The 26296-nt window shown below is 75.8% G+C and carries 15 protein-coding genes and 1 pseudogene; 7 read left to right on the forward strand and 9 right to left on the reverse strand.

Features of this window, described 5'->3' with window-relative positions; all coding sequences use genetic code 11:
- Positions 1 to 276 precede the first annotated feature (276 nt).
- From BIV57_RS17665 to BIV57_RS17675, 3 genes are all read right to left on the reverse strand, one after another.
- Entirely contained in the window at positions 277 to 3090 is a 2814-nt protein-coding gene (locus BIV57_RS17665) for a hypothetical protein (protein WP_071657807.1), read from the reverse strand.
- 115 nt (positions 3091 to 3205) lie between these two features.
- Positions 3206 to 6094 (reverse strand): hypothetical protein, encoded by a 2889-nt coding sequence (locus BIV57_RS17670; RefSeq protein ID WP_071657808.1) that lies wholly within the window; start codon positions 6092 to 6094, stop codon positions 3206 to 3208.
- A 951-nt stretch (positions 6095 to 7045) separates the two neighbouring features.
- Positions 7046 to 7813: an IclR family transcriptional regulator gene (locus BIV57_RS17675; RefSeq protein WP_071657809.1), complete on the reverse strand. Its 768-nt coding sequence runs from the start codon at positions 7811 to 7813 to the stop codon at positions 7046 to 7048.
- A 153-nt stretch (positions 7814 to 7966) separates the two neighbouring features.
- On the opposite strand from BIV57_RS17675, the gene hutH reads away from it, so the two are divergent.
- From hutH to BIV57_RS17700, 5 genes are all read left to right on the forward strand, one after another.
- Positions 7967 to 9520, forward strand: coding sequence for a histidine ammonia-lyase (gene hutH / locus BIV57_RS17680; RefSeq protein ID WP_071657810.1), 1554 nt, complete (start codon positions 7967 to 7969; stop codon positions 9518 to 9520).
- Positions 9521 to 9682: 162 nt separating this feature from the next.
- Entirely contained in the window at positions 9683 to 10414 is a 732-nt protein-coding gene (locus BIV57_RS17685) for an MIP/aquaporin family protein (protein WP_071657811.1), read from the forward strand.
- Positions 10415 to 10529: 115 nt separating this feature from the next.
- On the forward strand, positions 10530 to 12155 hold the full coding sequence (gene lnt, locus BIV57_RS17690) for an apolipoprotein N-acyltransferase (RefSeq protein WP_071657812.1): 1626 nt from the start codon (positions 10530 to 10532) through the stop codon (positions 12153 to 12155).
- A gap of 143 nt (positions 12156 to 12298) precedes the next feature.
- Positions 12299 to 12688 (forward strand): STAS domain-containing protein, encoded by a 390-nt coding sequence (locus BIV57_RS17695; protein WP_071657813.1) that lies wholly within the window; start codon positions 12299 to 12301, stop codon positions 12686 to 12688.
- An 86-nt stretch (positions 12689 to 12774) separates the two neighbouring features.
- Positions 12775 to 13707 carry an anti-sigma factor RsbA family regulatory protein gene (locus BIV57_RS17700; RefSeq protein WP_071657822.1) on the forward strand — a complete coding sequence of 311 codons (933 nt, stop codon included), beginning with the start codon at positions 12775 to 12777 and terminating at the stop codon, positions 13705 to 13707.
- A gap of 52 nt (positions 13708 to 13759) precedes the next feature.
- On the opposite strand, the gene BIV57_RS17705 is transcribed toward BIV57_RS17700, so the two are convergent.
- The 4 genes from BIV57_RS17705 to BIV57_RS17720 all read right to left on the reverse strand — a co-directional run bounded on the left by BIV57_RS17705 (position 13760) and on the right by BIV57_RS17720 (position 18637).
- Positions 13760 to 14863 carry a PLP-dependent cysteine synthase family protein gene (locus tag BIV57_RS17705; RefSeq protein ID WP_071657814.1) on the reverse strand — a complete coding sequence of 368 codons (1104 nt, stop codon included), beginning with the start codon at positions 14861 to 14863 and terminating at the stop codon, positions 13760 to 13762.
- Positions 14864 to 14976: 113 nt separating this feature from the next.
- Positions 14977 to 15723: a GAF and ANTAR domain-containing protein gene (locus BIV57_RS17710; protein ID WP_071657815.1), complete on the reverse strand. Its 747-nt coding sequence runs from the start codon at positions 15721 to 15723 to the stop codon at positions 14977 to 14979.
- A gap of 67 nt (positions 15724 to 15790) precedes the next feature.
- Positions 15791 to 16663, reverse strand: a complete 873-nt coding sequence (locus tag BIV57_RS17715) for a GAF domain-containing protein (protein ID WP_071657816.1) — start codon at positions 16661 to 16663, stop codon at positions 15791 to 15793.
- A 117-nt stretch (positions 16664 to 16780) separates the two neighbouring features.
- Positions 16781 to 18637, reverse strand: coding sequence for a CheR family methyltransferase (locus tag BIV57_RS17720; RefSeq protein WP_071657817.1), 1857 nt, complete (start codon positions 18635 to 18637; stop codon positions 16781 to 16783).
- A gap of 207 nt (positions 18638 to 18844) precedes the next feature.
- Here BIV57_RS17720 and glnA point away from each other — a divergent pair, with 207 nt between their 5' ends.
- Positions 18845 to 20206, forward strand: a complete 1362-nt coding sequence (gene glnA / locus BIV57_RS17725; protein WP_071657818.1) for a type I glutamate--ammonia ligase — start codon at positions 18845 to 18847, stop codon at positions 20204 to 20206.
- A gap of 132 nt (positions 20207 to 20338) precedes the next feature.
- Positions 20339 to 23500 carry a bifunctional [glutamine synthetase] adenylyltransferase/[glutamine synthetase]-adenylyl-L-tyrosine phosphorylase gene (locus tag BIV57_RS17730; protein WP_071657819.1) on the forward strand — a complete coding sequence of 1054 codons (3162 nt, stop codon included), beginning with the start codon at positions 20339 to 20341 and terminating at the stop codon, positions 23498 to 23500.
- A gap of 89 nt (positions 23501 to 23589) precedes the next feature.
- On the opposite strand, the gene BIV57_RS17735 is transcribed toward BIV57_RS17730, so the two are convergent.
- Both BIV57_RS17735 and BIV57_RS17740 read right to left on the reverse strand, forming a co-directional pair.
- Positions 23590 to 24405, reverse strand: coding sequence for a phosphatase PAP2 family protein (locus tag BIV57_RS17735; protein WP_071657820.1), 816 nt, complete (start codon positions 24403 to 24405; stop codon positions 23590 to 23592).
- A gap of 460 nt (positions 24406 to 24865) precedes the next feature.
- Positions 24866 to 26296: pseudogene (locus BIV57_RS17740) on the reverse strand (hypothetical protein); the annotation flags it as partial.

Consider the following 26296-nt stretch of genomic DNA (forward strand, 5'->3'; position numbering starts at 1 on the left):
TCTGGGCATCAAGATGGCCGTTGACACCGCGCGCGGACCAGGCGGCTCCTACCGACGCCACACGCACCGCGCCCCACCCCGTCCGCGGCGCTTCGCGCGCGGACCGGCCAGCTACCGACGTCGCCCGTACCCGGGAGCCGTGCATCGAACCCGGACCAGGCGGCTATCGACGACGCTCGCGCTCACCCACCCCCCTGGGGCGCCGCGTATCGGCCGGCGACCAGGCGGCTACCGACGGCGCTCGCACCCACCCAACCCCGGGTGGGGTGCCGGGGTTCAGGGCGGCGGACCCTGCGCCGCGCGGGCCGCGCGTTGTTCCAGAACCGCAACCGCATCCGGCCCGCCGGCCAACGCCGCGTACGCCGCCTTCGCCGCCGCGCGCCCCACCGAACCCGACTCCAAAAGCTTCACCAGACGGTCACGCCCCCCGTACCGAAGAACCCGCGCGCACCCCACCACCTGCGCCCCCGCCCGCAACCCCCGCACGCCGAGCCGCCGGAACGCCTCCTCCACCAGCTCCGGCTCGCGCGCCTCCACCAGCCCCGCCAGCAACTCCGGCCGCAGCCACCCCGGCGTCGCCATCAACTCCGCGGCCATCGGCGCCCCCTCGCGCAGCACCCGCGCCCGCACCTCCGCCGAGCCCTTCACGTACAGCACCGCGTCCAGCGCCCCCCGTCCCAGCGCCAACACCCGCTCCACCACCTCCGTGTCCGTCAGCACCCGCGGATCCCGCGCCAGGAACGACAACACCTTCGCGCTCGGACCCGCCCCGTCGACCCCGTCCAGCAGGAAGTCCCGGACGTCCAGCGGCACCACCGCCAGCGACAGCGTCCGCGCCGCGAGCTCCTCCGCGGCGGAGCCGTCCAGCCGCGGCACCACCTCCTCCAGCACCGCCCGCGGCGCCAGCGCCAGCACCGTGGCGACGCCGACCGCCTCCCCTCCGCCGGGCTCCTCCGCCACCAGCTCGGCCAGACCCGCACCGCGCTCCGCGGCCCGCCCCCATCCCCGCGCCAACCCCAGCCACCCCGCCGCGCCGCCCCGCACCCGCGCCTCCAGCCACGCCGGCAGCGCCTCGTGCAGCACCTCCTTCGCCCGGCCCCGCACATTCGGATGGAAGAGGCAGCCCACCGGCCAGAACTCCAGCAGCTCGTCCACCGTCAGCGCCTCGCGCGCCAGCGCCTGTTCGGCCGCGCCGACCGCCCGGGAGGGATGCCAGCGGCCGCCGTCCATCCCCAGCGCCTCCCGGATCACCTTCCGCAGCTCGCCCTTGTCCTGCGCGTCCCGCGCCAGAACCGGCCGCGGCACCATCACCACCTGCCGCGGCGCCTCCTCGCCCACCGGCACCGGCTCCTCTCCCACCGGCACCGGCTCCTCCACCGCCTCGGCAACCGGGACGTCCGCCGCCTCCACCGCACCCCGCGGCCCCGCCACCAGCGGTGCCGTCCGGATCGCCTCCTCCAGCGTCCCCGTGAACCCGGGCACCGTCCGCAGCAGCACCGCCCACGCCTCCGGATGCCCGCCCACCTGCTCCCGCAGCAGCGGAGCCAGCACGGCCAGCACGCCCCGCACCGCCTCCGTCGCCCCGCCGTCCCGCATCATGCGCAACCCGGTGAGCACCAGATGCGCGGGCCGCGCCGTCCGCACCAGGTCCTCCGGCGCCAGCAGCCCCCGCCGCAGCGCCTCCTGCAGCCACGGCAGCGCCATCCGCAGCAGCGGCGACTGCGCCAGCAGCTCGCGCGGCGCCGCGTCCGACCGCACGCCGCGCTGGGCGTTGACGGCATGGCGGAGGAAGACCGTCCGCTGCTCCTCGGTGGCGTCCTCGTGACGGGCCAGCACCTCGCAGGCCCGCGGATGCAGCGGACGCTCGCGGTGCGCGGCCGCCAGCGCGGCCACGTCCCAGGCGTACGGCTCGTGGACGACCTTCCGCGCCGACGCGCTCCGCTGCCCCGGCCCGCGTGCCGTCAGCAGCTCCCGCAGCCGCGCCGGGTCGTGGTACGGCTCGGCCGCCGCGCGCAGCCGCGCCAGCGCCGCGGACGGATCCGCCGCGTCGAGCGCCTTGGCGAGCTGCACCAGGCCGCGCCCGCGCAGCATCGACGCGACGCCCGGATCGGCGAGCAACTCCCGCGCCGCGGACGGCCCGTGCACCTCCCACACCCGCAGCACGGCATGCGTCTGCAGCCGCCGCGGGGCGGTGTCCCGCAGCGCGAGAAGCGTCAGCGCGGGGTCGCCGCAGCCGTAGAGCGGGGCGATGCCGGGCCCGGCCGGGCCGGGGCGGCGCGCCTCGGGACCCTTCAGCCAGCGCACCAGCTCATCGTCGAGGGGGACGCGGCCGACCCGGTCGGCGATCCGCCGGCGCAGCGTGAAGGTGGTGCGCACGGCCCGGTAGACGGCGGCGTCGACCTCGGGATCCTCGCACTCCACCAGCGACTTGAGGACGCTCGGCGGGGTGCCCGCATTGCGCGCCAGCGCGACGCGCGCCGCGGTGGTGCCGCGCGGGCCGAGGACCGCGGCGACGACGTGCGGCGCGGGCACCGGCGACGCGGAGAGCACGTCCCGCAGCACCTCGCCGTCGAGCGCGGCGAGGCCGTCCGCAGCGTCCTGCGGGGTGGCGGCGTGGTCGAGGAGCAGCCGCAGCGTCTCGGCGACCGACCGGGCCGGCACGGGGGAGGGGACGCCGAGCGCGTCCTCGGCGGCGAGCGCCTCGGGGAGCGTGCCGCGGAAGGCCTCCAACCGGGCCCGCAGGGCGGCCCAGTCGAGCCGGCCGACCTCCAGCCCGAGCGCGACCCCGCGCAGCAGCGCGCCCGCCGTCCGGGCCGGACGCGCCTCGGCGAGCACCTGCGCCGCGAGCTCCCCGTGCAGGACGCCGGCGCGCCGGGCGGCGGCCGCGGCCTTCGCCGGCCCGCGCCGCGCGCCGAGCGCGGCGCGCAGCTCCGCGGCGGCGCGGGCCTCCTCCCCGGGGTCCGGCGGCGCCGGATACCCGGCGACGTCGCTCCGCCGGACGTTCAGCCGCGCGCGGACCGCGTCGCCGTCTTCCGGCACCGCGGCGAGGAACGCGCCCAGCGCGTTGGCCAGTTCGAAGTCCAACCCCATGCGCCCATTCTCACCGCCCCCACCGACACACCCGCGTCCCGGTGGCCGACCCGGGCCCGCCCCAGGTCCCGGGCCCGGGCGGGGCGCCGGGGGGCAGGGCCCGGGGCGGCAGACCTCACACCGTGTCAGCCGCGCTCCCGGCGTCCAGCGCCGCGTACGCGCGCCGCGCCGCCGACTTCCCCACCACCCCGGACTCCAGCAGCGCGAGCAGCCGCTCACGCCCCCCGTACCGCAACAGCCCCTCGCACCCCGCCATCTGCTCCGCCGCCTTCAGCCCCCGCTTCCCGCCCAACCGCCGGAACGCATGCTCGATCAGCTCCGGCACGCGCGAGCGCACCAGACCCGCCGTCAGCCGCCTCCGGTCGTCCGCCGTGGCCAGCAGACCGACCAGGGCGTCCGCCGACGGCGCGCCGTCCCGCAGCACCCGCGCCCGCACCTCGTCCGGGCCCAGCAGGTAGAGCATCGCGTCCAGGTCGCCCCGACGCAGCGCCAGCAGCCGTCCCACCAGGTCCGGGTCGGCGAGGACCCCGTGCCGGTCCAGCTCCCGCAGCACCTCGGGATCCGGCCCGGTCGGGTCCGCCCCGTCGAGGTTGAGCAGGAACCCGCGCAGCGCGTCCGGCAGCACCTCCAGATACCGGGCCGGCGAGGCGAGCGCCTGCCAGAACCCGCTCGACCCGCTCGACCCGGCCGACCCGCTCGGCCCGCGGAGCGCGACGAGCCGCGGCGCCACCGCGTCCAGCACCTCCCGCGGCGCGAAGACCAGGACGAACGCCGTGCGCGCCGCCTCCTTGAGGCCCAGCTCCTCCCAACGGCCGGGCGGCTCCGCCTCCTTCGCCCGCCGCACCAGCTCGGACCAGGTCGTCGACCCGGCATCCGACCGCTCCCAGGCGCGGCAGAGCCGCAGCCAGCCTTCCGTCCCGTCGAATCCGGCCGCCGCGTCCGCCAGGCAGGGCGGGATCGCGCTCTCCATCAGGGCCACCGCCCGGCCCCGCTCGTAGGGGTTGACGACGCCGCTGACCGACCACACCTCCAGGAGGTCCCGGGGCGTCAGCAGCCCCGCGTCCACGCAGCGTTCGACGAGGTCGCGGGCGCGCTCGCCGGCGCGGCCGCCGCCGATGCCGGCGAGCCCGCGCGCGATCCGGGCCAGCGCCTCGTCCCGGTCTGGCAGCGGCTCGGGCTCCGGCGGCGCCGGAGCCACGGGCCGCTCCCGCGCGGCCACCGGCTCCTCCACCGCCTCGGCAACCTGGACGTCCGCCACGTCCGCCACGTCCGTCACGGCCGTCACATCCGCCACGTCCACCGCGTCGGCCGCGCCGCGCGGACCCGCCGCCAGCGGTGCCGTCCGGATCGCCTCCTCCAGCGTCCCCGTGAACCCCGGGAGCATCCGCAGCAGCACCACCCACGCGTCCGGATGCCCGCCCACCTGCTCCCGCAGCAGCGGCGCCAGCGCGGCCAGCACCATCCGGGCCGACTCCTCCGAGCAGTAGGTCGCGAGCCGCGGCAGCACCTCCAGCACCCGCGGCGCCGGCCGGGCCGTCGCGATCAGCTCATGGGGCGTCAGCAGGCCCTGGCCGAGGCAGGTGTGCAGCCAGTCGAGCGGGACCTCCGAGATCGGCTGCTCGGCCAGCACCTCGACGGGCGGGATGTCCGACGGATGCCCGGTGGCGGCGTTGGCCGCGTGGACGAGGAACATCGTCCGCTGCTCCGCGGTGGCGTCCTCATGCCGGGCCAGCACCTCGCAGGCCCGCTGGAGCAGCGGGTCCTTGCGGTGCGCGGCGGCCAGCGCGTCGACGTCCCACGGGTACGGCTCGTAGACGACCTTGCGGACCGGGCCGTTGCTCTGGTGCCGGCCGTGCGCGGTGAGCAGCTCGATCAGCCGCTCCGGGTCGTGGTACGGCTCCGCCGCGGCCCGCAGCCGAACCAGCTCGGCGGCCGGATCGTCCGCCTCCAGAGCCGTGCGCAGCTGGCCGAGCCCGCGGCCCCGCAGCCGCTCGGCGACCTCCGGATCGGCGAGCAGCTCGCGGGCGGCACCGGCGCCGTGCTCCTCCCAGACGCCCAGCACGGCGTGCGTCTGGAGGCGGCGCTGGACGGTGAAGCGCAGCGCGTGGCGGGTGAGTTCGGGGTCGCCGCAGCCGTAGAGGGCGGCGAGGTCGGAGCCGGTCCGCCGGGCGCCGTCCGCGCCCAGCAGCCAGGCGCGCAGCTCGGGGTGGAGCGGCACCTCCGGCAGCTGCCGGACGATCCGCAGCCGCAGCGTGTACGTCACCTGGGTGGCACGGAATACGGCGGCGTTGACGGCCGGATCGCCGTACTCCACCAGCGACTTCAGAAGCGCCGGCGGGCAGCCGGGGTTGCGCGCCAGCGCGGCGCGGGCGGCGGAGCGGCCGGTCGGCGCGAGAACGGCGGCGACCACCTGCGGGGCCGGCAGCGGGGAGGCGGCGAGCATCTCGGCGAGCACCTCGTCGCCGTCGAGGGCGGCGAGGCAGCCGGCCGCGTCGTCCTGGTCCGCGGTGCGGTCCAGCAGCATCCGGAGCGTCTCGGCGACGGACTTCGGCGGGACGGGGGAGGGCCCGCCGGCCGGCGCCGCCCCGGTGGCGGCGAGCGCCTCGGGAAGCGTGCCGCGGAAGGACTCCAGCCGCACCCGCAGCGCCGCCCAGTCCGGCTGACGGACGCTCAGCGGGACGTCCTCCACCCCGCGGAGCAGCGCCGCGACGGTGCGGGCCGGGCGGATCCGCGCCAGCAGCCGCCCGGCCGACTCCGCGTCGAGCGCGCCCTGCCGGCGGGCGGCGGCGGCCAAGGAGGCGAGTCCGCGGGGCGCGCCGGGGGCGTCCAGCGCGGCGCGCAGCGTGTCGGCGGCGCGGGCCCGCTCCGCGGGGTCCGGGAGGGCCGGGACCGGCGGGCGGGCGGCGGGGGCGACGCCCAGCCGCGCGCGGATCGCGGGTCCGTCCTCGGGCACGGCGGCGGCGAACACCTCGACGGCGCTCGCGAGTTCGGCATCCATCGGCATCCGCCCATCCTCGCGGATCGCCCCACCCCGGCGACCACCCGGGGGCGCCCCGCCACCGCGGCGCCACCCCGGGCCGGAACCTCCCGCTTCCCGACGGAGCCCCTGAACGCCACGGCCGGCCGCGCCTCCCGTCCCACCGCCGCGGCGCAGGGCCGGCGGGCGCCCGCTACCGCGACGCCGCGCCCGCTACCGCGACGCCGCGCCCGCTACCGCGACGCCGCGCCCGCTACCGCGACGCCGCGCCCGCTACCGCGACGCCGCGCCCGCTACCGCGACGCCGCGCCCGCTACCGCGACGCCGCGCCCGCTACCGCGACGCCGCGCCCGCTACCGCGGCGTCCCGTCCAGCCGTCGCGTCAACTGGCGCCGATCCCTGCGGAATCTCACCCGTTCCGAAGGAGACGGCTGAACGCCACCCCCGCCCAGCCGCCGCGTCAACTGGCGCCGGTCCCGCCGGAACCTGACCCGTCCCGAGGGAGACGGCTGAACGCCACCTCCGGCCGCCCCTCCCACCCCACCGCCGCGGCGCAGGGCCGGCGAGTGCCCGCTACCGCGACGCCGCGCCCGCGCCGGCTACCGCGGCGTGCCGCCCAGCCGTCGCGTCAGCTGGCGCCGATCCCGCCGGAACCTCACCCGTTCCGACGGAGCCCCTGAACGCCACCGCCGGCCGCCCCTCCCGTCCTACCGCTGCGGCGCAGGGCCGGCGGGCGCCGCAATCACGGCGGAGCGGCCGGCGAGTGCCCGCTACCGCGGCGCCCCGCCCAGCCGCCGCGTCAACTGGCGCCGACTCCGCCGGAACCTCACCCGTCCCGACGGAGCCCCTGAACGCCACCGCCGGCCGCCCCTCCCGTCCCCATCGCCGCGACGCCGCCCGCTACCGCGACGCCGTGCCCGCGCCGGCTACCGCGACGCCGCGGCCACGCCCGCTACCGCGACGCCGCGGCCGCGGCCGCTACCGCGGCGTGCCGCCCAGCCGTCGCGTCAGCTGGTCCGCCGCCACCCGCACCATCCGTGCCACCCCGGCCCGCGCCGAGCCCGCCGGGACCTCACCCGTTCCGAAGGAGACGCTGAACGCTGCCACCGGCCGCCCCTCCCGCCCCACCGCCGCGGCCGCCACCGACGCCACTCCCTCGGTGACGAACCCGTCCTCCTCGGACCACCCCCGCACCCGCTCCTCGTCCAGCATCCGCCGCAGCTCGCCCGGCGTCCGCGGGCCCCGCCCCGTCCGGTCCACGAACGCCTCGGCCGACGGGAAGAGCGCCCGCACCTGCCCCCTCGGCAGCCGCGCCATGATCGCCCGCCCGGACGCCGTCAGCTGCGCCGGCAGCCGCACCCCCGCGTCCGTCACCAACGACGGCCCGTACCGCGCCTGCTCCTTCACCAGGTAGAGCGTCTCCGCCCCGTGCAGCACCCCCAGGTGCCCGGTGAGCCGCAGGTCGTCCACGAGCCGGGCGAGCAGCGGACGCCCCACCCGCTCCAGCGGGTCGGCCCGCAGATACGCCGAGCCCAGCTCGAAGACCGTCACCCCCAGCGCATACGCCCGCTCCTCGGGCAGATGGACGACGCAGCCCTCCGCCTCCAGCTCGTCCAGCAGGTGGTAGGTGGTGGAGCGGGGCAGCCCCAGCTCCCGGGCGATCACCGCCGCCGGCATCGGCCCGAGCCGCCCGGCCAGCAGGCGCAGCACCGCCACGGCCCGGCCCACCGCAGGCACGTTCCCCATCGCCGCTCACCACCAGATCGCCGCTCACCACCAGCCGTCCAACCACCCAGCCGCCGTCCAACGGCCGGCCGCCGTCCAACTGTCTCGGATACGAGACGCTACCCCGGTGGCGCCCCGCGCGCGGCCCGGCCCGCACCGGCTATCAAGGGAGACATGACCAGCAGCACCACGGTTCCCGTCGGCCCCGCGCCGCTCGCCCCCGCCGATGTCGTCGCCGTCGCCCGCCACGGCGCCCGCGTCGAACTCACCCCAGAGGCGCACGCCGTCCTCAAGGAGACCCGCGCCCGGATCGACGAGCTCGCCGAGTCCGGCGACCCCGTCTACGGCGTCTCCACCGGCTTCGGCGCCCTCGCCGTCCGCCACATCCCGGCCGAGCTCCGCGCCCAGCTGCAGCGCAGCCTGGTGCGCTCGCACGCGGCCGGCTCCGGACCCGAGGTCGAGACGGAGGTGACCCGGGCGCTGATGCTGCTCCGGCTGCACACCCTCGCCACCGGCCGCACCGGCGTCCGCCCGGAGACCGCCGAGACCTACGCCGCCCTGCTCAACAGCCACCTCACCCCGGTCGTCCGGGAGTTCGGCTCGCTCGGCTGCTCCGGCGACCTCGCCCCGCTGGCGCACTGCGCGCTCGCCGCGATGGGGGAGGGCGAGGTCCGCGACCGCGAGGGCCGCCTGCTGCCCGCCGGCGAGGCGCTCGCCGCCGCCGGCATCACCCCCGTCGAGCTGAGCGCCAAGGAGGGCCTGGCCCTCATCAACGGCACCGACGGCATGCTCGGCATGCTGCTGCTCGCCGCGGCCGACCTGCGCACCCTGCTGCGCACCGCCGACCTCTCCGCCGCGATGTCGGTGGAGGCGCTGCTCGGCACCGACCGCACCTTCGCCGCCGACCTCCAGGCGCTGCGCCCGCACCCGGGCCAGGCCGCCTCCGCCGGCAACCTCCGCGCGCTGCTCGCCGGCTCGCCGATCGTCGCCAGCCACCGCGCCGACCCGGACTGCCCGATCGTCCAGGACGCCTACTCGCTGCGCTGCGCCCCGCAGGTGGCCGGCGCCGCCCGCGACACCCTCGCCCACGCCGAGCTGGTCGCCTCCCGCGAGCTCGCCTCGGCCGTGGACAACCCGGTGGTGCTGCCGGACGGACGGGTGGAGTCCAACGGCAACTTCCACGGCGCCCCGGTCGCCTATGTGCTGGACTTCCTCGCCATCGCCGCGGCGGACGTCGCCTCGATGGCCGAGCGCCGCACCGACCGGCTGCTGGACGTCTCGCGCTCGCACGGCCTGCCGCCGTTCCTCGCCGACGACCCCGGCGTCGACTCCGGCCACATGATCGCCCAGTACACCCAGGCCGCCCTGGTGAGCGAGCTCAAGCGGCTCGCCGTGCCGGCCTCGGTGGACTCCATCCCGTCCTCCGCGATGCAGGAGGACCATGTCTCGATGGGCTGGTCCGCGGCGCGCAAGCTGCGCCGCGCGGTGGACGCGCTCGGCCGGGTGCTGGCGATCGAGGTGCTGACCGCGGCCCGCGCGCTGGAGCTGCGCGACCCGCTGAGGCCCGGCCCGGCCACCGCCGCCGTGGTGGCGGAGCTGCGCGCCAACGGCATCGCGGGCCCGGGCCCGGACCGCCACCTCTCCCCGGAGATCGAGGCGGCGGTCGCGCTCACCGCGGACGGCACCCTGCTCGCCGCCGCCGAGCGGGAGACCGGCCCGCTGGCCTGACGGACTGGCCTGACGGACTGGCCTGACGGGCCCTCGGACGGTCGATCGGGTTGACCCCAACGGCCCAACAAGCTGTCACATAAGCATCTAAAACGTGCAGATCGCTGGGTTCCCGGTTGGGATGGACAGAACGGATAGCCATCCCGACCGGAGGATCCCGCCATGAACCCGAGAGCCGTCCTCGCCGAGTTCCTCGGCACCCTTCTGCTGGTCTTCTTCGGCGTGGGCGTCGCTGTCGTCTCGACGCCGCTCACCGCCCAGGTGGTCATCCCGCTGTCCTTCGGCTTCGTGCTGCTGGCGCTCTGCTACGCCATCGGCCCGATCTCCGGATGCCACGTCAACCCGGCCGTCACCCTCGGCATGGTCATCTGCCGCCGGATCAGCCCCGTGACGGCGGTGGCCTACTGGGTCGCCCAGTTCGTCGGCGCCATCGCCGGCGCGGCGCTGCTCTACGCGGTCGCCAAGCAGATCCCCGGGCTGCGCATCCACGGCGCCTTCGGCACCAACGGCTACGGCCTGCGCTCCTCCGTCCACCTCTCGCTGGGCGGCGCGTTCCTCGCCGAGGCGATCCTCACCTTCCTGCTGGTCTTCGTGGTGCTGGCGGCGACCGGCAAGCACAGCCTCGCCTCCAACCCGGGCTTCGCCGGGCTCGCCATCGGCCTCGCGCTGGCGGTCTGCCACCTCATCGGCGTGCCGCTGACCGGCACTTCCGTCAACCCGGCCCGTGCGCTGGCCCCGGCGATCTTCGCCGGCGCCCCGGCGATGAACCAGGTATGGCTCTTCATCGTGGCGCCACTGGTCGGCGGCCTTGTCGCGGCGATCCTCTACATCGCCGGCAAGAAGGCCCCCGCCGAGCAGGAGCCCGAGCCCAAGCTCGAGACCCCCGCCGCCTGACGGCTTCCTCCTCGCCGCCGCTCCGCCCCGGCACCCCGCCCGCCCCGCTTCGCAGGGCGCCCGCGGGGCGCCGGGGCGGAGCGGCATACCCAGACCACTGGCGTACGCTCCAGCAATGGCCACCACTGACGCCGCCACCACGGCGCCCGCCCCCGCAGCGCCTGCGTCGCCCCACCGCGAACCCCTCCGACTCCGCTGGGCCACCCCCTTGGCGGCCCTCGGCGGAGCGATCCTGTGGCTGGCGTTCCCACCCGTCAACCTGTGGCCCCTCGCCCCCCTCGGCCTCGCCGCCCTCGTCGTCGCCGCCGCGGGCCAGCGCGCCCGCGGCGCCTTCGCCGTCGGCCTCGCCTTCTCCTACGTCTTCTTCGCGCTGCTGGTCCGCTGGCTGATCGGCAACATCGGGCCGGCCGCCTTCATAGCCCTGTCCATCGCCGAGTCGGTGGTCCTCGCCCTGCTGATCATCCCGCTGCCGGCGCTGCTGAAGCTCACCCGCCGCGTCTGGCTCTGGCCGCCGATCATCGCCGTCTGGTGGACGGCCACCGAGGCGGTCCGGAGCCGGGTCCCGTTCGGGGGCTTCCCCTGGGGCCGCCTGGCGTTCAGTCAGGCCGAGTCGCCCGCGCTCGGCTGGGCCCGCGTCGCCGGCGCCCCCGCCGTCACCTTCGTCGTCGCCCTGGTCGCCGGCGGCCTCGCCGTGCTGTGGCTGGCGCCCGCCGCCCGCGCCCGGCTCGCCGCCGGCCTGCCCTGGACGGTGGCCGCCTGCGCGCTCGCCGTCGCGATGCCGCTGCCCAACGCCGGCTTCCAGAAGGGCGACACCTCCGGGACGCTCTCCCTCGTCCAGGGCAACGTCCCCAAGGGCCGCACCCTGGAGGAGACCGCCCGGGTCGAGCACATCACCCGCAACCACTCCGACCTGACGGCGAAGCTCGCCAAGGACATCAAGGCCGGGAAGACGCCCGAGCCGGACCTCGTCGTCTGGCCGGAGAACGCCACCGACGACGACGCCCGCTACAACCTCGCCCTCCGCGGCCTCGTCCAGGGCGCCGTCGACGCGGTCGGCAAGCCGATCCTGGTCGGCGGGATCCTCAACCAGCCCGACGACAGCGCGAAGGGCTACAAGTCCTACAACGCCGGCCAGCTGTGGTGGCCGAGCACCAGCGCCCACCCCGGGCCCGGCGTCTGGTACGCCAAGCGCCAGCTGGTGCCGTTCGGCGAGTACATCCCGTTCCGGTCGGTCTTCGGCAAGTTCGGCCAGCTCCAGCTGATCCCGCGCGACTTCTCGCCCGGCGACCGCACCCAGATCTTCAAGGCCGGGCCGATCAAGGCCGGGGACGTCATCTGCTACGAGATCGGCTACGACGGGCGCGTCAACGCCAACGTCCGCGCGGGCGCCAACCTGCTGGTGGAACAGACGAACGACGCCACCTTCATCCGGGACGGGGCCACCGACGAACCCGAGCAGCAGCTGGCGATGGCCCGGCTGCGCGCCGTGGAGCACGACCGCTCGGTCGCCGTCGTCTCCACCACCGGCGAGAGCGCGGTGATCCGCCCGAACGGGACGCTCGCCGCGCACACCGGGATCTGGCAGCAGGCCCTGATCACCAAGAAGGTGCCGCTGCGCACCGTGACCACGCCCGCCACCCGGGTCGGCGCCTGGCCGGAGCTCGGCATCGGCGTCATCGCCGCCGGACTCACCGCTGCCGCGGCCGTCGCGGCGGTGCGGCGGCGGCGTTCGCCGGAGTAATCGTCCACTTACGGCGAGTTCCCGCGTTCTGCTGCCGGACGGGCGGGTGTGGGGCCAAGGTAGGTGGCATGCGATCGGCAGGGTGGGAATCAGGACGTGGGGCCGCGCCCAGGGTTCGGGAGGCCGGCGGAGGCGCGCTGCGGGTGCGCCTGCTGACGGAGCGTCCGGGCGCCGAGGTGGCCGGGGAGGTGGCCCTCGGCACCCGCGAGGCGTGGGAGGACGTCCTCGACGACCTGACGTCGACGGCGTCCGCGGCGCCGGCCCCCGGCGAGCCCGACGCCGCCGCCCCGGAGGGCGCCGCCGGCCGGATCCCGGTGCAGCGCGGGCCGCGCGGCGGCCACGCCCTGGAGGTCCACCTCGACCTCGCCGACCTCACCTTCGTGGACGCCTCCGGCGCGGCCAGCCTCTGCCGGGCGGCCCGCCGCCTCGCCCCGGACGGGCGGCTGGTGCTGCACGACGCGCCGCCCGCCCTCTGCCGCGTCCTCGACCTGCTGTGGCCGGAGGAACGCACCCTGGTGGTGTGCCCGAAGTGACCGGATCAGGGCCCGGCATCGAGGCCGCCACCGCGCCCACCCCGCCCCGCGGCACCCGGGCCGACACCGCCCGCTCCCGCAGCGATGTGACGTTCCTTCATCCCGCCCTCTTCTACCGCGGCGAGGACGAGTTCCTCGCCGGGGTGGTGCCGTTCGTTCGGGCCGGCCTCGGCGACGGGCAGCCCGTCGCGGTCGCGGTGCCCGGCGAGCGGGTCGAGCTGGTCCGCGACGAGCTGGGCACGGACGGCCACCGGGTGGCCTTCGTCGACATGGCGCGGGACGGCCGCAACCCGGGGCGGATCCTGCCCGGCATCCTGCTGGAGTTCGCGGAGCGGCACCCGGCCGCGGTGGTGCGGATCGTCGCCGAACCGGTGTGGCCGGGGCGGTCGCTGATCGAGTATCCGGCCTGCGCCCAGCACGAGGCGCTGGTCAACACGGCGTTCGACGGGCGCGGCGCGACGGTGCTCTGCCCGTACGACGCGGTGGCGCTGCCCGAGCACGTGCTCGCCGACGCGGAGGCCACCCACCCGCTGCTGCTGGACGCCTCGGGCGCGCACACCAGCCCGCGCTACGCGCCGGAGCGGATCGCGGACGCCTACAACGCGCCGCTGCCGGAGCCGAACGGCGCGCTGCTGGGCGGGGGAGACCTGCTCTTCGCGGCCGGCGACATCAGCCGCCCGCGGATGCAGGCGGCGACGCACGCGGCCCGGCTGGGCATGGCCGGGCCGCGGATCGTCGATCTGGAGCTGGCCGTCAACGAGCTGGCCACCAACTCGGTGGTGCACGGCGGCGGGACGGGCTCGATGCGCCTGTGGGCGGAGGACGGCGCGCTGGTCTGCGAGGTGCGGGACGAGGGCCTGCTCGCCGACCCGCTGGCGGGGCGCCGCCCCGTCCCCCCGACCCGCCCGGGCGGCCGCGGCCTGCTGATGGTCAACCACCTCGCCGACCTCGTCCGCCTGCACCGCGCCGCCGACGGCCTCACCGTCCGCATCTACTTCACCCTCCGTCCGCCGGCCTGAGCACGGCGCGCGGCCCCCGGGCGGGTGGGGCCGTGGGGCGGCGGGGCGGGGGCTACCGCGGGTCGCCGCGCAGGAAGCCGTTGAGTTCGGCCTCGTAGGGGGCGATGTCCAGGCCCTCGGAGGCGAGCCAGTCCGCGGAGTAGTACTTGTCGACATAGCGCTCGCCGGGGTCGCAGATCAGGCCCACCACGCTGCCGCGCTCCCCCCGCTCCCGCATCTCGCGGATGATGCGGAACGCCGCCCACAGCCCCGTCCCCGTCGAGCCCCCCGCGCGCCGCCCCAGCAGCCGCTCCAGCACGCGGATCGACGCCACCGCCGCCGCGTCCGGCACCCGCGTCATCCGGTCGATCGCCCCCGGGACGAAGCTCGGCTCGACGCGCTGCCGCCCGATGCCCTCGATCCGCGAGCCGCGCTCCGTCGACGCCGACGGGTCCCCGTCCCGCCACCCCGGGAAGAACGCCGAGTTCTCCGGGTCGGCCACGCACACCCCCGTCGCCCGCCCGGTGTAGTGGATGTAGCGGGCGATCGTCGCCGACGTCCCGCCGGTGCCGGCGGTGACCACCACCCACGCCGGATCCGGATGCGGCTCCCGCTCCATCTGACGGAAGATCGACTCCGCGATGTTGTTGTTGCCCCGCCAGTCGGTGGCCCGCTCGGCGTAGGTGAACTGGTCCATGTAGTGGCCGCCCGTCTCGGCGGCCAGCTTCTCGGCGGCCTCGTACACCTCGCAGGGGTTGTCGACCAGCAGGCACTGGCCGCCCTGGAACTCGATCAGCTCGATCTTGGCGCGGCTGGTGGACTTCGCCATCACCGCGACGAACGGCACCCCGACGAGCTTGGCGAAGTACGCCTCGGAGACGGCCGTCGACCCGCTGGAGGCCTCGATCACCGGCAGGCCGGGGCGGATCCAGCCGTTGCAGAGCGCGTAGAGGAAGAGCGAGCGCGCCAGCCGGTGCTTCAGCGAGCCCGTCGGGTGCGTCGACTCGTCCTTCAGGTACAGGTCGATGCCCCACTCGGACGGCAGCGGCACCGTCAGCAGGTGGGTGTCGGCCGAGCGGTTGGCGTCCGCCTGGACCTTGGCGACGGCCTCCCGCAGCCAGGCCCGGTACTCCGGGTCGTACCGGTCGATGTCGATCGTCTCGATCACAGGCGCCACTTCCCGACTTCTCCGCACGTCTCCGCAACACTGGCAAAACTGGTCACACGGGCAACACTCTGCCCCCAGTAAAGCGGACGCCGGATCCGAAGCCCTGCTCACACCTCCGTGGCTCACACCTCCAGACGGCCCGCCACCACGTCGTCGGCGACATCCGCGAGCCGCCGCCGGTTGGAGCGGGCATGGCGCCGCAGCCGCTCGAACGCCTCCTCCATCGGGACGGCGTAGCGCGTCGCCAGCACGCCCTTGGCCTGCTCGATGACGATCCGCGAGGTCAGCGCCGACTGCAGCTGCTCGGCGCGCACCAGCCCGCGGCGCACCTCGCGCTCCCGGGCCAGCGCGATCCCGGCCATGTCGGCCATCGCCTGCCCCAGCCGCAGGGTGTCCCCGCGCAGCGGCCCGTCTCCGTCCGAGCGGAGCACCACCAGGGTGCCGACCGTCCGGCCCCGGGCCCGCAGCGGCAGGGCCGCCGCCCGGCGGTAGCCCAGTGCCCGGCACCGCGGCGCGTAGTGCGGCCAGCGCAGCCGGGCGATCGGCCCGTCCAGCGGGGCGTCCCGCAGCGGGGCGCCGGTGCGGCGGCTGTCGTGGCCGGGGCCCTCGCCCCGGGCGGCCGCGTCCTCCTCCAGGCGCTGCACCTCGGGGTCGGAGCCGGCCACCACGGGCGGCTCGTGCCTGTCCTCCTCGTCCGCCATGAGCAGCGCGGTGGCGGCGCACCCGGCGGGATCCTCCTCCGCGGCGAGGAGTTCCCCGGCGCGCATGGCGAGGAGCGTGAGCAGTGCGCCGGCGTCGACGCTCTCCTCCTCGATCCCCCCGGACAGCTCGACGAACACGCCCGCCAGAGCGTGCGGGTGCGGATGCATAGCGACGGCCCTCACCTCTCGTGGTATCCGGCACCCGACCGCGGGCCGACTCCGGGACTCCCCGTCTTCAGTTCAATCCCCCCGTCGCGCCGTCGAGGATCCGCCCCGCCACCACCGCGGTGGAGACCCCCTCGGCGAACGCCCAGGCCTTGATCGCCTCCAGCGCCGCGGCCGTGCCGCCGCCCTGCCGGGAGGCGAGCGCCCCTGCCGCCTGGTGCACCGAGTCCCGGTGGTCGGCGCCGCCGTACAGCTCGGGGCCGTCCTCCGGGTCCGTGACGGTCTCCGCCAACGCGTCGGCCACCTGGGCCAGTTCGGCGTACCCGCCCGGCACCGACGCCGGGTCGAAGATCGCCAGGGAGCCGATGCAGCAACCGGAGACCGACATCGGCACGGCCATCACCGCGTTCAGCCCGAGCAGCCGGGCGCGCGGGCCGTAGCGGGGCCACCGCTCGGCCAACTCGTCCGCGCTCGCCGAGACCGGGCCCGCGCCGACCGTGGCGTCCCGCCCCGGCCCCTCGTCGAGGACGAACTCCAGTTCCTGCGCGGCCCGTGACACCCCGTCGGAGGCGGCCACCAGCAGCTGGGTGCGGTCCGTCCCGGTGAGTGCCATGGCCGCGCTGCGCGCCCCGCAGGCCTCGGCGACACCGGTCATGAAGCGCGGGCCCGGACGGGAGCCGCCGGGCCACTCGGCGGCGCGGCGGGCGAACGACTCCTGCAGCTGGGCCGAGGAGCGGTGGCAGGCCGCCATCCGCCGGTGGCGGCGGGCCACCCCGAGGTGGACTTCGCGTCCCGAACTGGCCGCGAGCCGCTCGTAGCGGTCCGCCTTCACCTCTTCGCGCCCGGCCCGGTCGAGGGCAGCGCGCGCCCGCAGCATGGCCGCCTCGGACCAGGCCAACCACTCCGACCGGACCTGCTCGGGCGGCCGTTCCGCCGGACTCATGCCGGAAGAGTACGCCCAAACCGGCCCGGCGCAGGGGGGATTGGGGCCTCTTCCGTCGAACGCCGAAGCGATCGGCCGGGCGGTTTGCGGCGGCCGGCACGCACCGCCGCCGGGGCGTCAGCCGGCCGACTCCTCCTCGCGCTCCATCAGCAGCACCACACCCCCGGGGTTCCCCGACAGCCGGGAGCAGCTCACCATGCAGGTGATGGACCGTCCGATGCGGTTGACGGCCTGCACCGGCTGCGGGCCCGTCCGGCGGCCGGTGGAGAGACAGGCGTCCACCATCTCCCGCAGGCCCGCGGTGGGGAGGCCGAAGTCGAGGTCGAAGAACAGCTCGTCGCGCACCTCGTCCGGACGCAGTCCCCACAGCTCCGTCGCCCCCGTGTTCCAGCTGCGCACCCGCAGCCGGGAGTCGAGCACCACCACCGCCGCCGCGATGCTGCCCATCACCCCTTCGAGGAACTCCCGGACCTCGTCGAGTTCGTCCGAACGGGTGCGGAGCTCGTCGTTGATGGTCTCCAGTTCCTCGTTGGTGGACTGGAGTTCCTCGTTGGTGGTCTCCAGCTCCTCGTTGGTGGACTGCAGCTCCTCGTTGGTGGTCTCCAGCTCCTCGATGCTCGACTGGAGCTCCTCGTTGGTGGTCTCCAGCTCCTCGTTGGTGGACTGCAGCTCCTCGTAGGCGGTCTCCAGCTCCTCCCGCGCCTGCTTCAGCTCCGCCTTGAGCCGCGTCGTCACCGTCACGTCGGTGAAGACCAGGGCGGTGGCCATCGCCGTGCCGGCCGGGCCGGTGAGCGGCTGCACCACGATGTCCAGGTGGCGGGTGCCGGTCTCGCCGCGCCACTCCGCGCCGGGCACCCGCACCGTGCGGCGCTCCCGCATCGCCTGCTCGATCAGCGAGCGCAGCTCCACCGGCCGGTAGGAGACCTCCAGGTCGCGGAAGGGCTGGCCCTCGTCGGACTCGGAGAGCCCGAACAGCTCCCGGGCCCGCTGGTTGACCTGCACCACCAGCCCTTCCCCGTCCACCGTGATGGTGGCGACGGGGGACGCCTCCAGGGTCTGGTCGCGCAGCACCCGGGCGTGCGCCTGGAGGCGGTCCGGGTCGGCCGCGTCGGCGGGCTCCCGCGCGGACACCTCGAACGCCCGGCCGTCCTCGCCGGGAAGTCTGCGGAAGAAGCGTTGCGCCATGTCCACCACCTCGAACCGCTCGCCGTCGTTGAGCAGCATCTCGGCCTTGCCGAGGAAGAGGACGCCGCGTTCCCTGAGCGCGAAGTGGAAGCGGTCCACGATCCGTGCCTGCGCCTCGGCGTTGAAGTACATCAGGGTATTGCGGCACACCAGCAGATTGAGGCGGGAGATCGGCGCGTCCCGGGTGATGTCGTGCCGACCGAAGATCACCCGGCGGCGCAGGTCCGAACGGAAGGCGAAACGGCCCCCGTTGGGCTCGAAGTACTTCTCCCGAAGCTCCTCCGGGAGCGGCTCCAGCGCCTTCGGGCCGTAGAGGCCGGAGCGGGCGTCGCGCAGCGCGTCCTCGTCCACGTCGGTGCCGTAGATCTTCACCCGGCGGATCGCCTCGGCCACCCCCAGCGCCTCGGCGAAGACCATCGCCAGGGAGTACGCCTCCTCGCCGCTGGAGCAGCCGGCGCTCCACACCCGGATCTCCTCGTCCGGGTCGACGTCGGCCACCAGCTCCGGGACCACCTGCGTCCGGAGGTTCTCCCAGGCGGGCCCATCCCGCAGAAAGGACGTCACATTGATCAGAATCGTGGTGAAGAGCGTGGCGAACTCGCTCGGGTCCGCCTCCAACAGGTCCCGGTACTCCTGGTACCCGGGAACCCCCGCATCACTCATCCGCTTGCGGATCCGCCGCCCGAGCGACGTGCGCCGATACCCGGTGAAATCGAATCCGCGGGAATCGCGCAGGAACTCCAGGAGCTTCTCCAGCCCCGCATCGCCTTCACCCTGAGCCGTGGTCACACCGCGGAGCCTAGTGCCCTTCAGGCCGCCGAAGGCGGAGCAGGAGGCAGCCGGAGGGCGCAGGCGTGGCGGCGAGCGCCCGGCGGCGGCTATGGTCGGGCCACGGGCTCGATCACGGCACGAAACGCGCCGGAAACGCCCGATGGGAGACACTCGGTCCCATCGGGCGGCGTCGCCCGCGAGACCCGTGCACAGCGAAGGGACGCCATGGACAAGCAGCAGGAATTCGTGCTCCGCACACTGGAGGAGCGCGACATCCGGTTCGTCCGGCTGTGGTTCTCCGACGTGCTCGGATTCCTGAAATCCGTCGCGGTCGCGCCGGCCGAGCTGGAGCAGGCCTTCGCCGAGGGGATCGGCTTCGACGGGTCCGCGATCGAGGGCTTCGCGCGGGTGTACGAGTCCGACATGCTCGCCAAGCCGGACCCGACGACGTTCCAGATACTGCCGTGGCGCGCCGAGTCCCCGGGCACCGCCCGGATGTTCTGCGACATCCTGATGCCGGACGGCTCCCCGTCCTACGCCGATCCGCGCCAGGTCCTCAAGCGCACCCTGGAGCGCTCCTCCGACCTGGGCTTCACCTTCTACACCCACCCCGAGATCGAGTTCTTCCTGCTGAAGGACAAGCCGCTGGACGGCACCGAGCCGAGCCCGGCCGACCAGTCCGGCTACTTCGACCACACCCCGCAGCCCGTCGGGCACGACTTCCGCCGCCAGGCCATCACCATGCTGGAGGCGATGGGCATCTCGGTGGAGTTCAGCCACCACGAGGGCGCCCCCGGCCAGCAGGAGATCGACCTGCGCTACGCGGACGCGCTCTCCACCGCGGACAACATCATGACGTTCCGCCTGGTGATGAAGGAGGTGGCGCTGGAGCAGGGCGTGCACGCCACCTTCATGCCGAAGCCGTTCTCCGACCACCCCGGCTCGGGCATGCACACCCACCTCTCGCTCTTCGAGGGCGACCGCAACGCCTTCTACGAGGCCGGCGCCGAGTACCAGATGTCCAAGACCGGCCGCTCCTTCATCGCCGGGCTGCTGCGGCACGCCGGCGAGATCGCCGCCGTCACCAACCAGTGGGTCAACTCCTACAAGCGGATCTGGGGCGGCTCGCAGCGCACCGCCGGCGCGGGCGGCGAGGCCCCGTCCTACATCTGCTGGGGCCACAACAACCGCTCCGCGCTCATCCGGGTGCCGATGTACAAGCCCGGCAAGGGCCAGTCGACGCGGATCGAGGTGCGCTCCCTCGACGCGGGCGCCAACCCCTATCTGGCCTACGCGGTGCTGCTCTCCGCGGGGCTGAAGGGCGTCGAGGAGGGCTACGAGCTGCCGCTGGGCGCCGAGGACGACGTCTGGGCGCTCTCGGACGCGGAGCGCCGAGCGATGGGCATCAAGCCGCTCCCGCAGAACCTGGGCGAGGCGATCGACCTGATGGAGCACAGCGAGCTGGTCGCCGAGACCCTGGGCGAGCACGTCTTCGACTTCTTCCTGCGCAACAAGAAGGCGGAGTGGGAGGAGTACCGCGCCCAGGTCACCCCCTTCGAGCTGAAGCGCTACCTCCACCTGCTGTAAGCAGCCGACCCACCCCGCCCCGCACCCACCCCGGGCGGGGTGCCGGGGCGAAGGGGCGGCGACAGCAACCCAGACGGCGCCGACGGCTACGCTGCACCGTAACCAAGTGAGCAGCCCCCCACCGGAGGTGCCGTGCGCCCGACCACCCACCTCGCCCGCCTCGCCCGCGCCGGCTTCACCGCACCCGCCGCCGCCGACAAACTGCTGCAGACCCCCGCCCTCCAGCCGCTCCGCGACAACCCCCTGCTGCTCGACGCCCTCGGCGACACCCCCGACCCGGACCTCGCGCTCCGCTCGCTCTCCCGCCTCGCCGAGTCCCTCGACGCCGAGGACCCCGCGCACCGCCGCACCCTGCTGGACACCCTCGGCGGCGCCAAGCCGCTCCGCGACCGCCTGCTCGGCGTCCTCGGCTCCTCCGCCGCGCTCGGCGACCACCTCGCCCGCCACCCCCAGGACTGGCACGCCCTCGTCACCTACGAGGTCGCCGACATGCACCCCGGCGCCGGCGAGTTCCGCCGCATCCTCGACGAGGCCGTCCGCGCCGTCGCCGAGACCGACGAGCAGGTGCGCGTCGCCATCGGCGGCCCCCGCACCGCCGCCGACGCGCTGCGCGCCGCCTACCGCCGCTGCCTGCTCACCATCGCCGCCCGCGACGTCTGCGGCACCGCCGACGTCACCCAGGTGGCCGCCGAGCTCGCCGACCTCGCCGCCGCCACCCTGCAGACGGCCCTGGACATCGCCGCCGCCGAGCACCCGGAGGACGCCGCCGCGGTCCGCCTCTCCGTGATCGGCATGGGCAAGGCCGGCGGCCGCGAGCTCAACTACGTCTCCGACGTCGACGTCGTCTTCGTCGCCGAACCCGTCGAGGCCCCCGGCGCGGACCAGGACGAGACGGCCTCCCTCGCCGCCGCCACCCGGCTCGCCTCCCGGATGATGCGGCTGTGCTCCGACACCACCGTCGAGGGCACCATCTGGCCCGTCGACGCCAACCTGCGCCCCGAGGGCCGCAACGGCCCCCTGGTCCGCACGCTGGCCAGCCACCTCGCCTACTACCAGCGCTGGGCCAAGACCTGGGAGTTCCAGGCCCTGCTGAAGGCCCGTCCGCTCGCCGGCGACGAGGACCTCGGCCGCCGCTACCTCGAGGGCGTCGACCCGCTGGTGTGGCAGGTCGCCGACCGCGACAACTTCGTGACGGACGTTCAGGCGATGCGCCGCCGGGTGGTCGCCAACATCCCGCGCGGCGACCGCGACCGCGAGCTCAAGCTCGGCCCCGGCGGGCTGCGCGACGTCGAGTTCGCCGTCCAGCTGCTGCAGCTGGTGCACGGCCGCACCGACCCCGAACTGCGCTCCGGCAACACCCTGGAGGCGCTCCAGGCGCTCGCCGCCGGCGGCTACATCGGCCGCGCCGACGGCGCCGCCCTCGACGACGCCTACCGCTTCCTGCGCACCCTGGAGCACCGCATCCAGCTGCACCGGCTGCGCCGCACCCATCTGCTCCCGGAGGACGAGGAGGACCTGCGCCGCCTCGGCCGCGGCCTGGGCCTGCGCGCCGAACCGGTCACCGAGCTGCTCGCCGAGCGCCGCCGGCACGCCAAGGAGGTGCGCCGCCTCCACGAGAAGCTCTTCTACCGGCCGCTGCTGGACGCCGTCGCCCGCCTCGGCCCGGACGAGGCCGGCGCCCCCGCCCTCTCCGAGGAGGCCGCCCGCACCCGGCTCACCGCCCTCGGCTACGCCGACCCGGCCGCCGCCCTGCGGCACCTGTCGGCGCTCGCCTCCGGCGTCAGCCGCAAGGCCGCCATCCAGCGCACCCTGCTGCCGGTGATGCTCGGCTGGTTCGCCGACTGCGCCGACCCGGACGCCGGGCTGCTCGCCTTCCGCCGCGTCTCCGACGCGCTCGGCAAGACGCCCTGGTACCTGCGGCTGCTGCGCGACGAGGGGGCCGCCGCCGAGTCGCTGGCCCGCATCCTCGCCTCCGGGCGGTTCGCCCCCGACCTGCTGCTGCGCGCCCCCGAGGCGGTCGGCATGCTCGGCGACGCCGACGGTCTGCTGCCGCGCCGCCGCGCCGCCCTGGACACCGAGGTGCGCGCCACCGTGGAGCGCCACTCGGCCGGCGACGGCACCCCCGAGCAGGCGGTCGCCGCCGTCCGCGGGGTGCGCCGCCGGGAGCTGTTCCGGATCGCCGCGGCCGACGTCCTCGGCCTGCTCGGCACCGGCGACGGCCAGGTGCAGGCGGGCAGTTGGGACGAGGACGGGCCCAGCCCCGTGGAGGCGATCCACGAGCGCGCCCTCGACGAGGGCTTCGCCGCCGCCTTCGGCCAGGCCGTGGACGCCGCCGGCACGGCCCTGTCCGACGTCAACGCCGCCGCCCTGGGCGGGGCGCTGCGCGTCGCCGTCGCCGCCGTGGAGCGGCGCCGCGGCGGCGACCCGCTGCCCACCCGGCTCGCGGTCATCGGCATGGGCCGGTTCGGCGGCCATGAGCTGGGCTACGGCTCCGACGCCGACGTCCTCTTCGTCCACGAGCCGCTGGCGGGCGCCGGGGACACGGAGGCCACCGAGGCCGCCAACGCCGTCGCCCACGAGCTGCGCCGGCTGCTCCAACTCCCGGCCGGCGACCCGCCGCTGATCGTCGACGCCGATCTGCGGCCGGAGGGCCGGCAGGGTCCGCTGGCGCGCACCCTGGCCAGCTACGCCGCCTACTACCGGCGGTGGTCGCAGGCGTGGGAGGCGCAGGCGCTGCTGCGCGCCGAGCCGGTCGCCGGGGACGCCGAGCTGGGGGAGCGGTTCACCGCCCTCATCGACCCGCTGCGCTACCCGGCCGACGGCCTCTCCGAGACCGATCTGGTGGAGATCCGCCGCATCAAGGCCCGGGTGGAGACCGAGCGGCTGCCGCGCGGCGCCGACCCCACCACCCATGTCAAGATCGGCCGCGGCGGCCTCGCCGACGTCGAGTGGACCGTCCAGCTGCTCCAGTTGGCGCACGGCCACCGGGTGCCCGAGCTGCGCACCACCCGCACCCGCGCCGCGCTCGCCGCGGCGGCCGGCGCCGGCCTGCTCGACCCGGACGACGCCCGGGTGCTGGACGACGCGTGGGTGGAGGCCACCCGGGTGCGCAACGCGGTGATGCTGGTGCGCGGCCGGGCCGGCGACACCTTCCCCGCCCAGCCGCGCGAACTGGCCGGGGTGGGGCGGCTGCTCGGCAACGGCGCGGGCCGCGCCGGGGAGGCGATCGAGGACTACCGACGGCTCACCCGCCGGGCCCGCGCGGTGGTCGAGCGGGTCTTCTACGACAGCTGAGGACCGGCGGGGAATCGGCTGAGAACCGGCTGTGCGCCGAGCGGGAGCCGACCGGACGGCGGTCGGCCCCCGGCCGGGCGGGGGGCGCCTCAGGTGATGCGCCGCGCCCCGGCCCGCTCGTCCTTCCGCTCCGCCGCGGCGGCCTCATTCAGCGCTACCGGAGAGTTAGGTCGGCGGTCAGCGTCGACCGCCTGCCCGTACGCGACGCGCCGCTCCTGCACCGGGATGCGCGGGAAGCGGAACGCCCACCGCCCGTAGAGCGCCGCCGAGGCCCCGAATCCGGCCGCCAGGCAGACCAGCCCGCCCGCGGCGTCCAGCAGGAAGTGGTTGGCGGTGGAGATGATGACCACCAGCGTGCCCACCGGGTACAGCAGCCCCAGCACCCGGATCCAGCGGTTGCGGGCCAGGCACCACACCGTCACCCCGACCCACGCCGACCAGCCGATGTGCATCGACGGCATCGCCGCGTACTGGTTGAACGCCCCGGCCGTGCTGCCCGAGTCGAACGCGGCCACCGTGTGGTTGACCGCCACCGTGTCGATGAACCCGCCGCCCGCCATCAGCCGCGGCGGCGCCAGCGGGAAGACGTAGAACCCGACGAGCGCCAGGCCGGTCGTGACGAAGAGCGCCGTGCGGGCCGCCGCGTAGCGGCCCGGATGCCAGCGGAAGAGCCACACCAGCACGGCGATCGTGAAGACGAAGTGCAGCGAGGTGTAGTAGTAGTTCATCGGCACGATCAGCCAGTGGACGCTGCCCACCGCGTGGTTGACGGCTCGTTCGGCGTCGAAGTGCAGCAGCTTCTCGAAGCCGTGGATGGCGCGCGCGTTGTGCTGGGCCGCGGTCTCCTGCTCGGGCACCGCGTTGCGGATGACCGAGTACAGCCAGTAGGAGAAGGCGATCAGCACCAGCTCCAGCCAGAGCCTGGGACTTCCGGGTGAGCGGAAATGCCCCCGGACGGCCCGCGCTCCAAGACGCGGGCCCGAACGCAGGAGTCGCGCGGCGCGTTGGGCCGCTGTCTCGGTTGTCGGAGCCCCCATGGGGGGACAGTCTGCCAGACCGCCGGACACCACCCGATCATTCCCCGGTGCCTTTCCGTACGACGCCCGTCCACCGTGGGGAGTAGGGGTAACCGGGGGTGATCCCCCGACCGGGCCGACCGGATCGGCTTCTCCCTCCGGATCCGGGGGGACCCCCGGGGCGAAGGTGCGCCTGGTGTGGCTCACCGTGACCGTCACCTCCTGGCGCTGTTCCGTGCGCTGAGAACCGGCTGCGGCCGGGCGGTATTCCACGCTACCCCCGGCGTATGCCGCCGGGCCCGTCGGAATTGGCCGTGCCGTCACCCGGCCGTGCGGGGCCCGGGCGGGCTCAGCCACCCAAATGGGCGCGGATGCGCTCCGGCAGCCGATCGGGGGACGGGCCGAGCGGGCCCCACGGCCCGGCCACCTCCAGGTACGGGACGGCGGGGCCGTCCGGATCGGCGGCGGTCTCCTCGCGCGGCAGGCGCAGCAGCCGGTCGGCGAGCTCGCCGAGGTGGCGGCCGATCTGCACGGGGGTACGCAGCCGACGGTCCGTCAGCACCGCCAGCACCCGGCACTCCTCGCAGAGCGCGGGGCGCTCGGCGGGATGGCCGGAGAGGTCCGCGGGGCGGCGCAGCACGGCGGGGCCGTGCAGCGGGTTGAGGTCGCAGAGGCCGAGCGGGGACGCCTCCGGGTCGCCGGCGTCCCGGGCGGGGCCGCCGGCGCGCAGCTCCAGGCGGCCCAGCATGCCGAGCACCGCCACGGCGAGGCTGCCGGCGGCCGGCGAGACGCGCCGCGAGTCCCAGGCCCCGGCGTCGCGCGGGCGGCGCAGGTCCGCGTCGAGGTCGCGGCCGGCGTCGCGGTAGTCCGCGGCGCGGGCGGCGCCGGGGGCCTCCGGCGGGACGGCGTCCAGCGCGCGTTCCAGGGCGGCCAGTTCGGCGGCGGCGAGCCGGGCCAGGTGCTCGGCGGACGGCCGCGGGGCGGCCTGCGGATTGCCGATCGGGCCGTCCGGGCGCTCCGGATCCGCGAGCCGCAGGGCGCGGCGGCCCTCGGCGGCGCGCCCGGCGAGGCGCCATGCGGCGTAGACGAGCAGGGCGGCGCACGGTCCGATCAGGGTGAGGCCGGGCCAGAACGGGCCGGAGAAGAACGACGGCTTCCCGGTGAGGTACTTGGCGCTGGCCCCGGGGGAGGCGTGCGCGGGGCTGGCGTGCGCGGCGGGGAGCCGCGGGAGCTTCTCCACCAGCGTGACGAGCTGCGTCAGCCGCTGCGGGAGCCGCCCCGCGGACTCGGTGCCCGCGGCCGAGCCGGCGTCCGGCGGGTAGGCGACGGCCCTCGGCAGCTGGGCGGGCAGCCGGCGGCCGATGCCGTAGGCGGCGGCGTTGATGCCTCCGTCGGGGGAGTCGGCCTGGACGTAGAGGCCGGGGGCGCGCAGCCTGCGGTGCACGGCCTGCAGGAAGTAGTCGGCGTTTCCGCCGGACTCGTCGTCCGAGGTGAGCGGGATCATCACCAGGTGGACGGGCACCGTCGACCGCGCCAGCGCGGCCGCGATGGCGGCCCGCTCCGGGGCGTTGACGCCCGCGGTGGTCTCCGGGTCGTAGTACACCGTCCCGCGCCGCAGCCCGGCCGCGACCCGGTCCACCCGGGCCCGCAGATCCGCCTTCGTCGCCCGCGGCTCGTGATCCCGCACCGTGGCCGCCGAAGCGGCCCCGGCCCCGCCTACAACCACCACCACCCCCAACATCCCCCCGGCCACCAACCGCCCCCACCACCAACGCGCCAC

This window comes from Mangrovactinospora gilvigrisea, assembly GCF_001879105.1.
GTDB lineage: Bacteria > Actinomycetota > Actinomycetes > Streptomycetales > Streptomycetaceae > Mangrovactinospora > Mangrovactinospora gilvigrisea.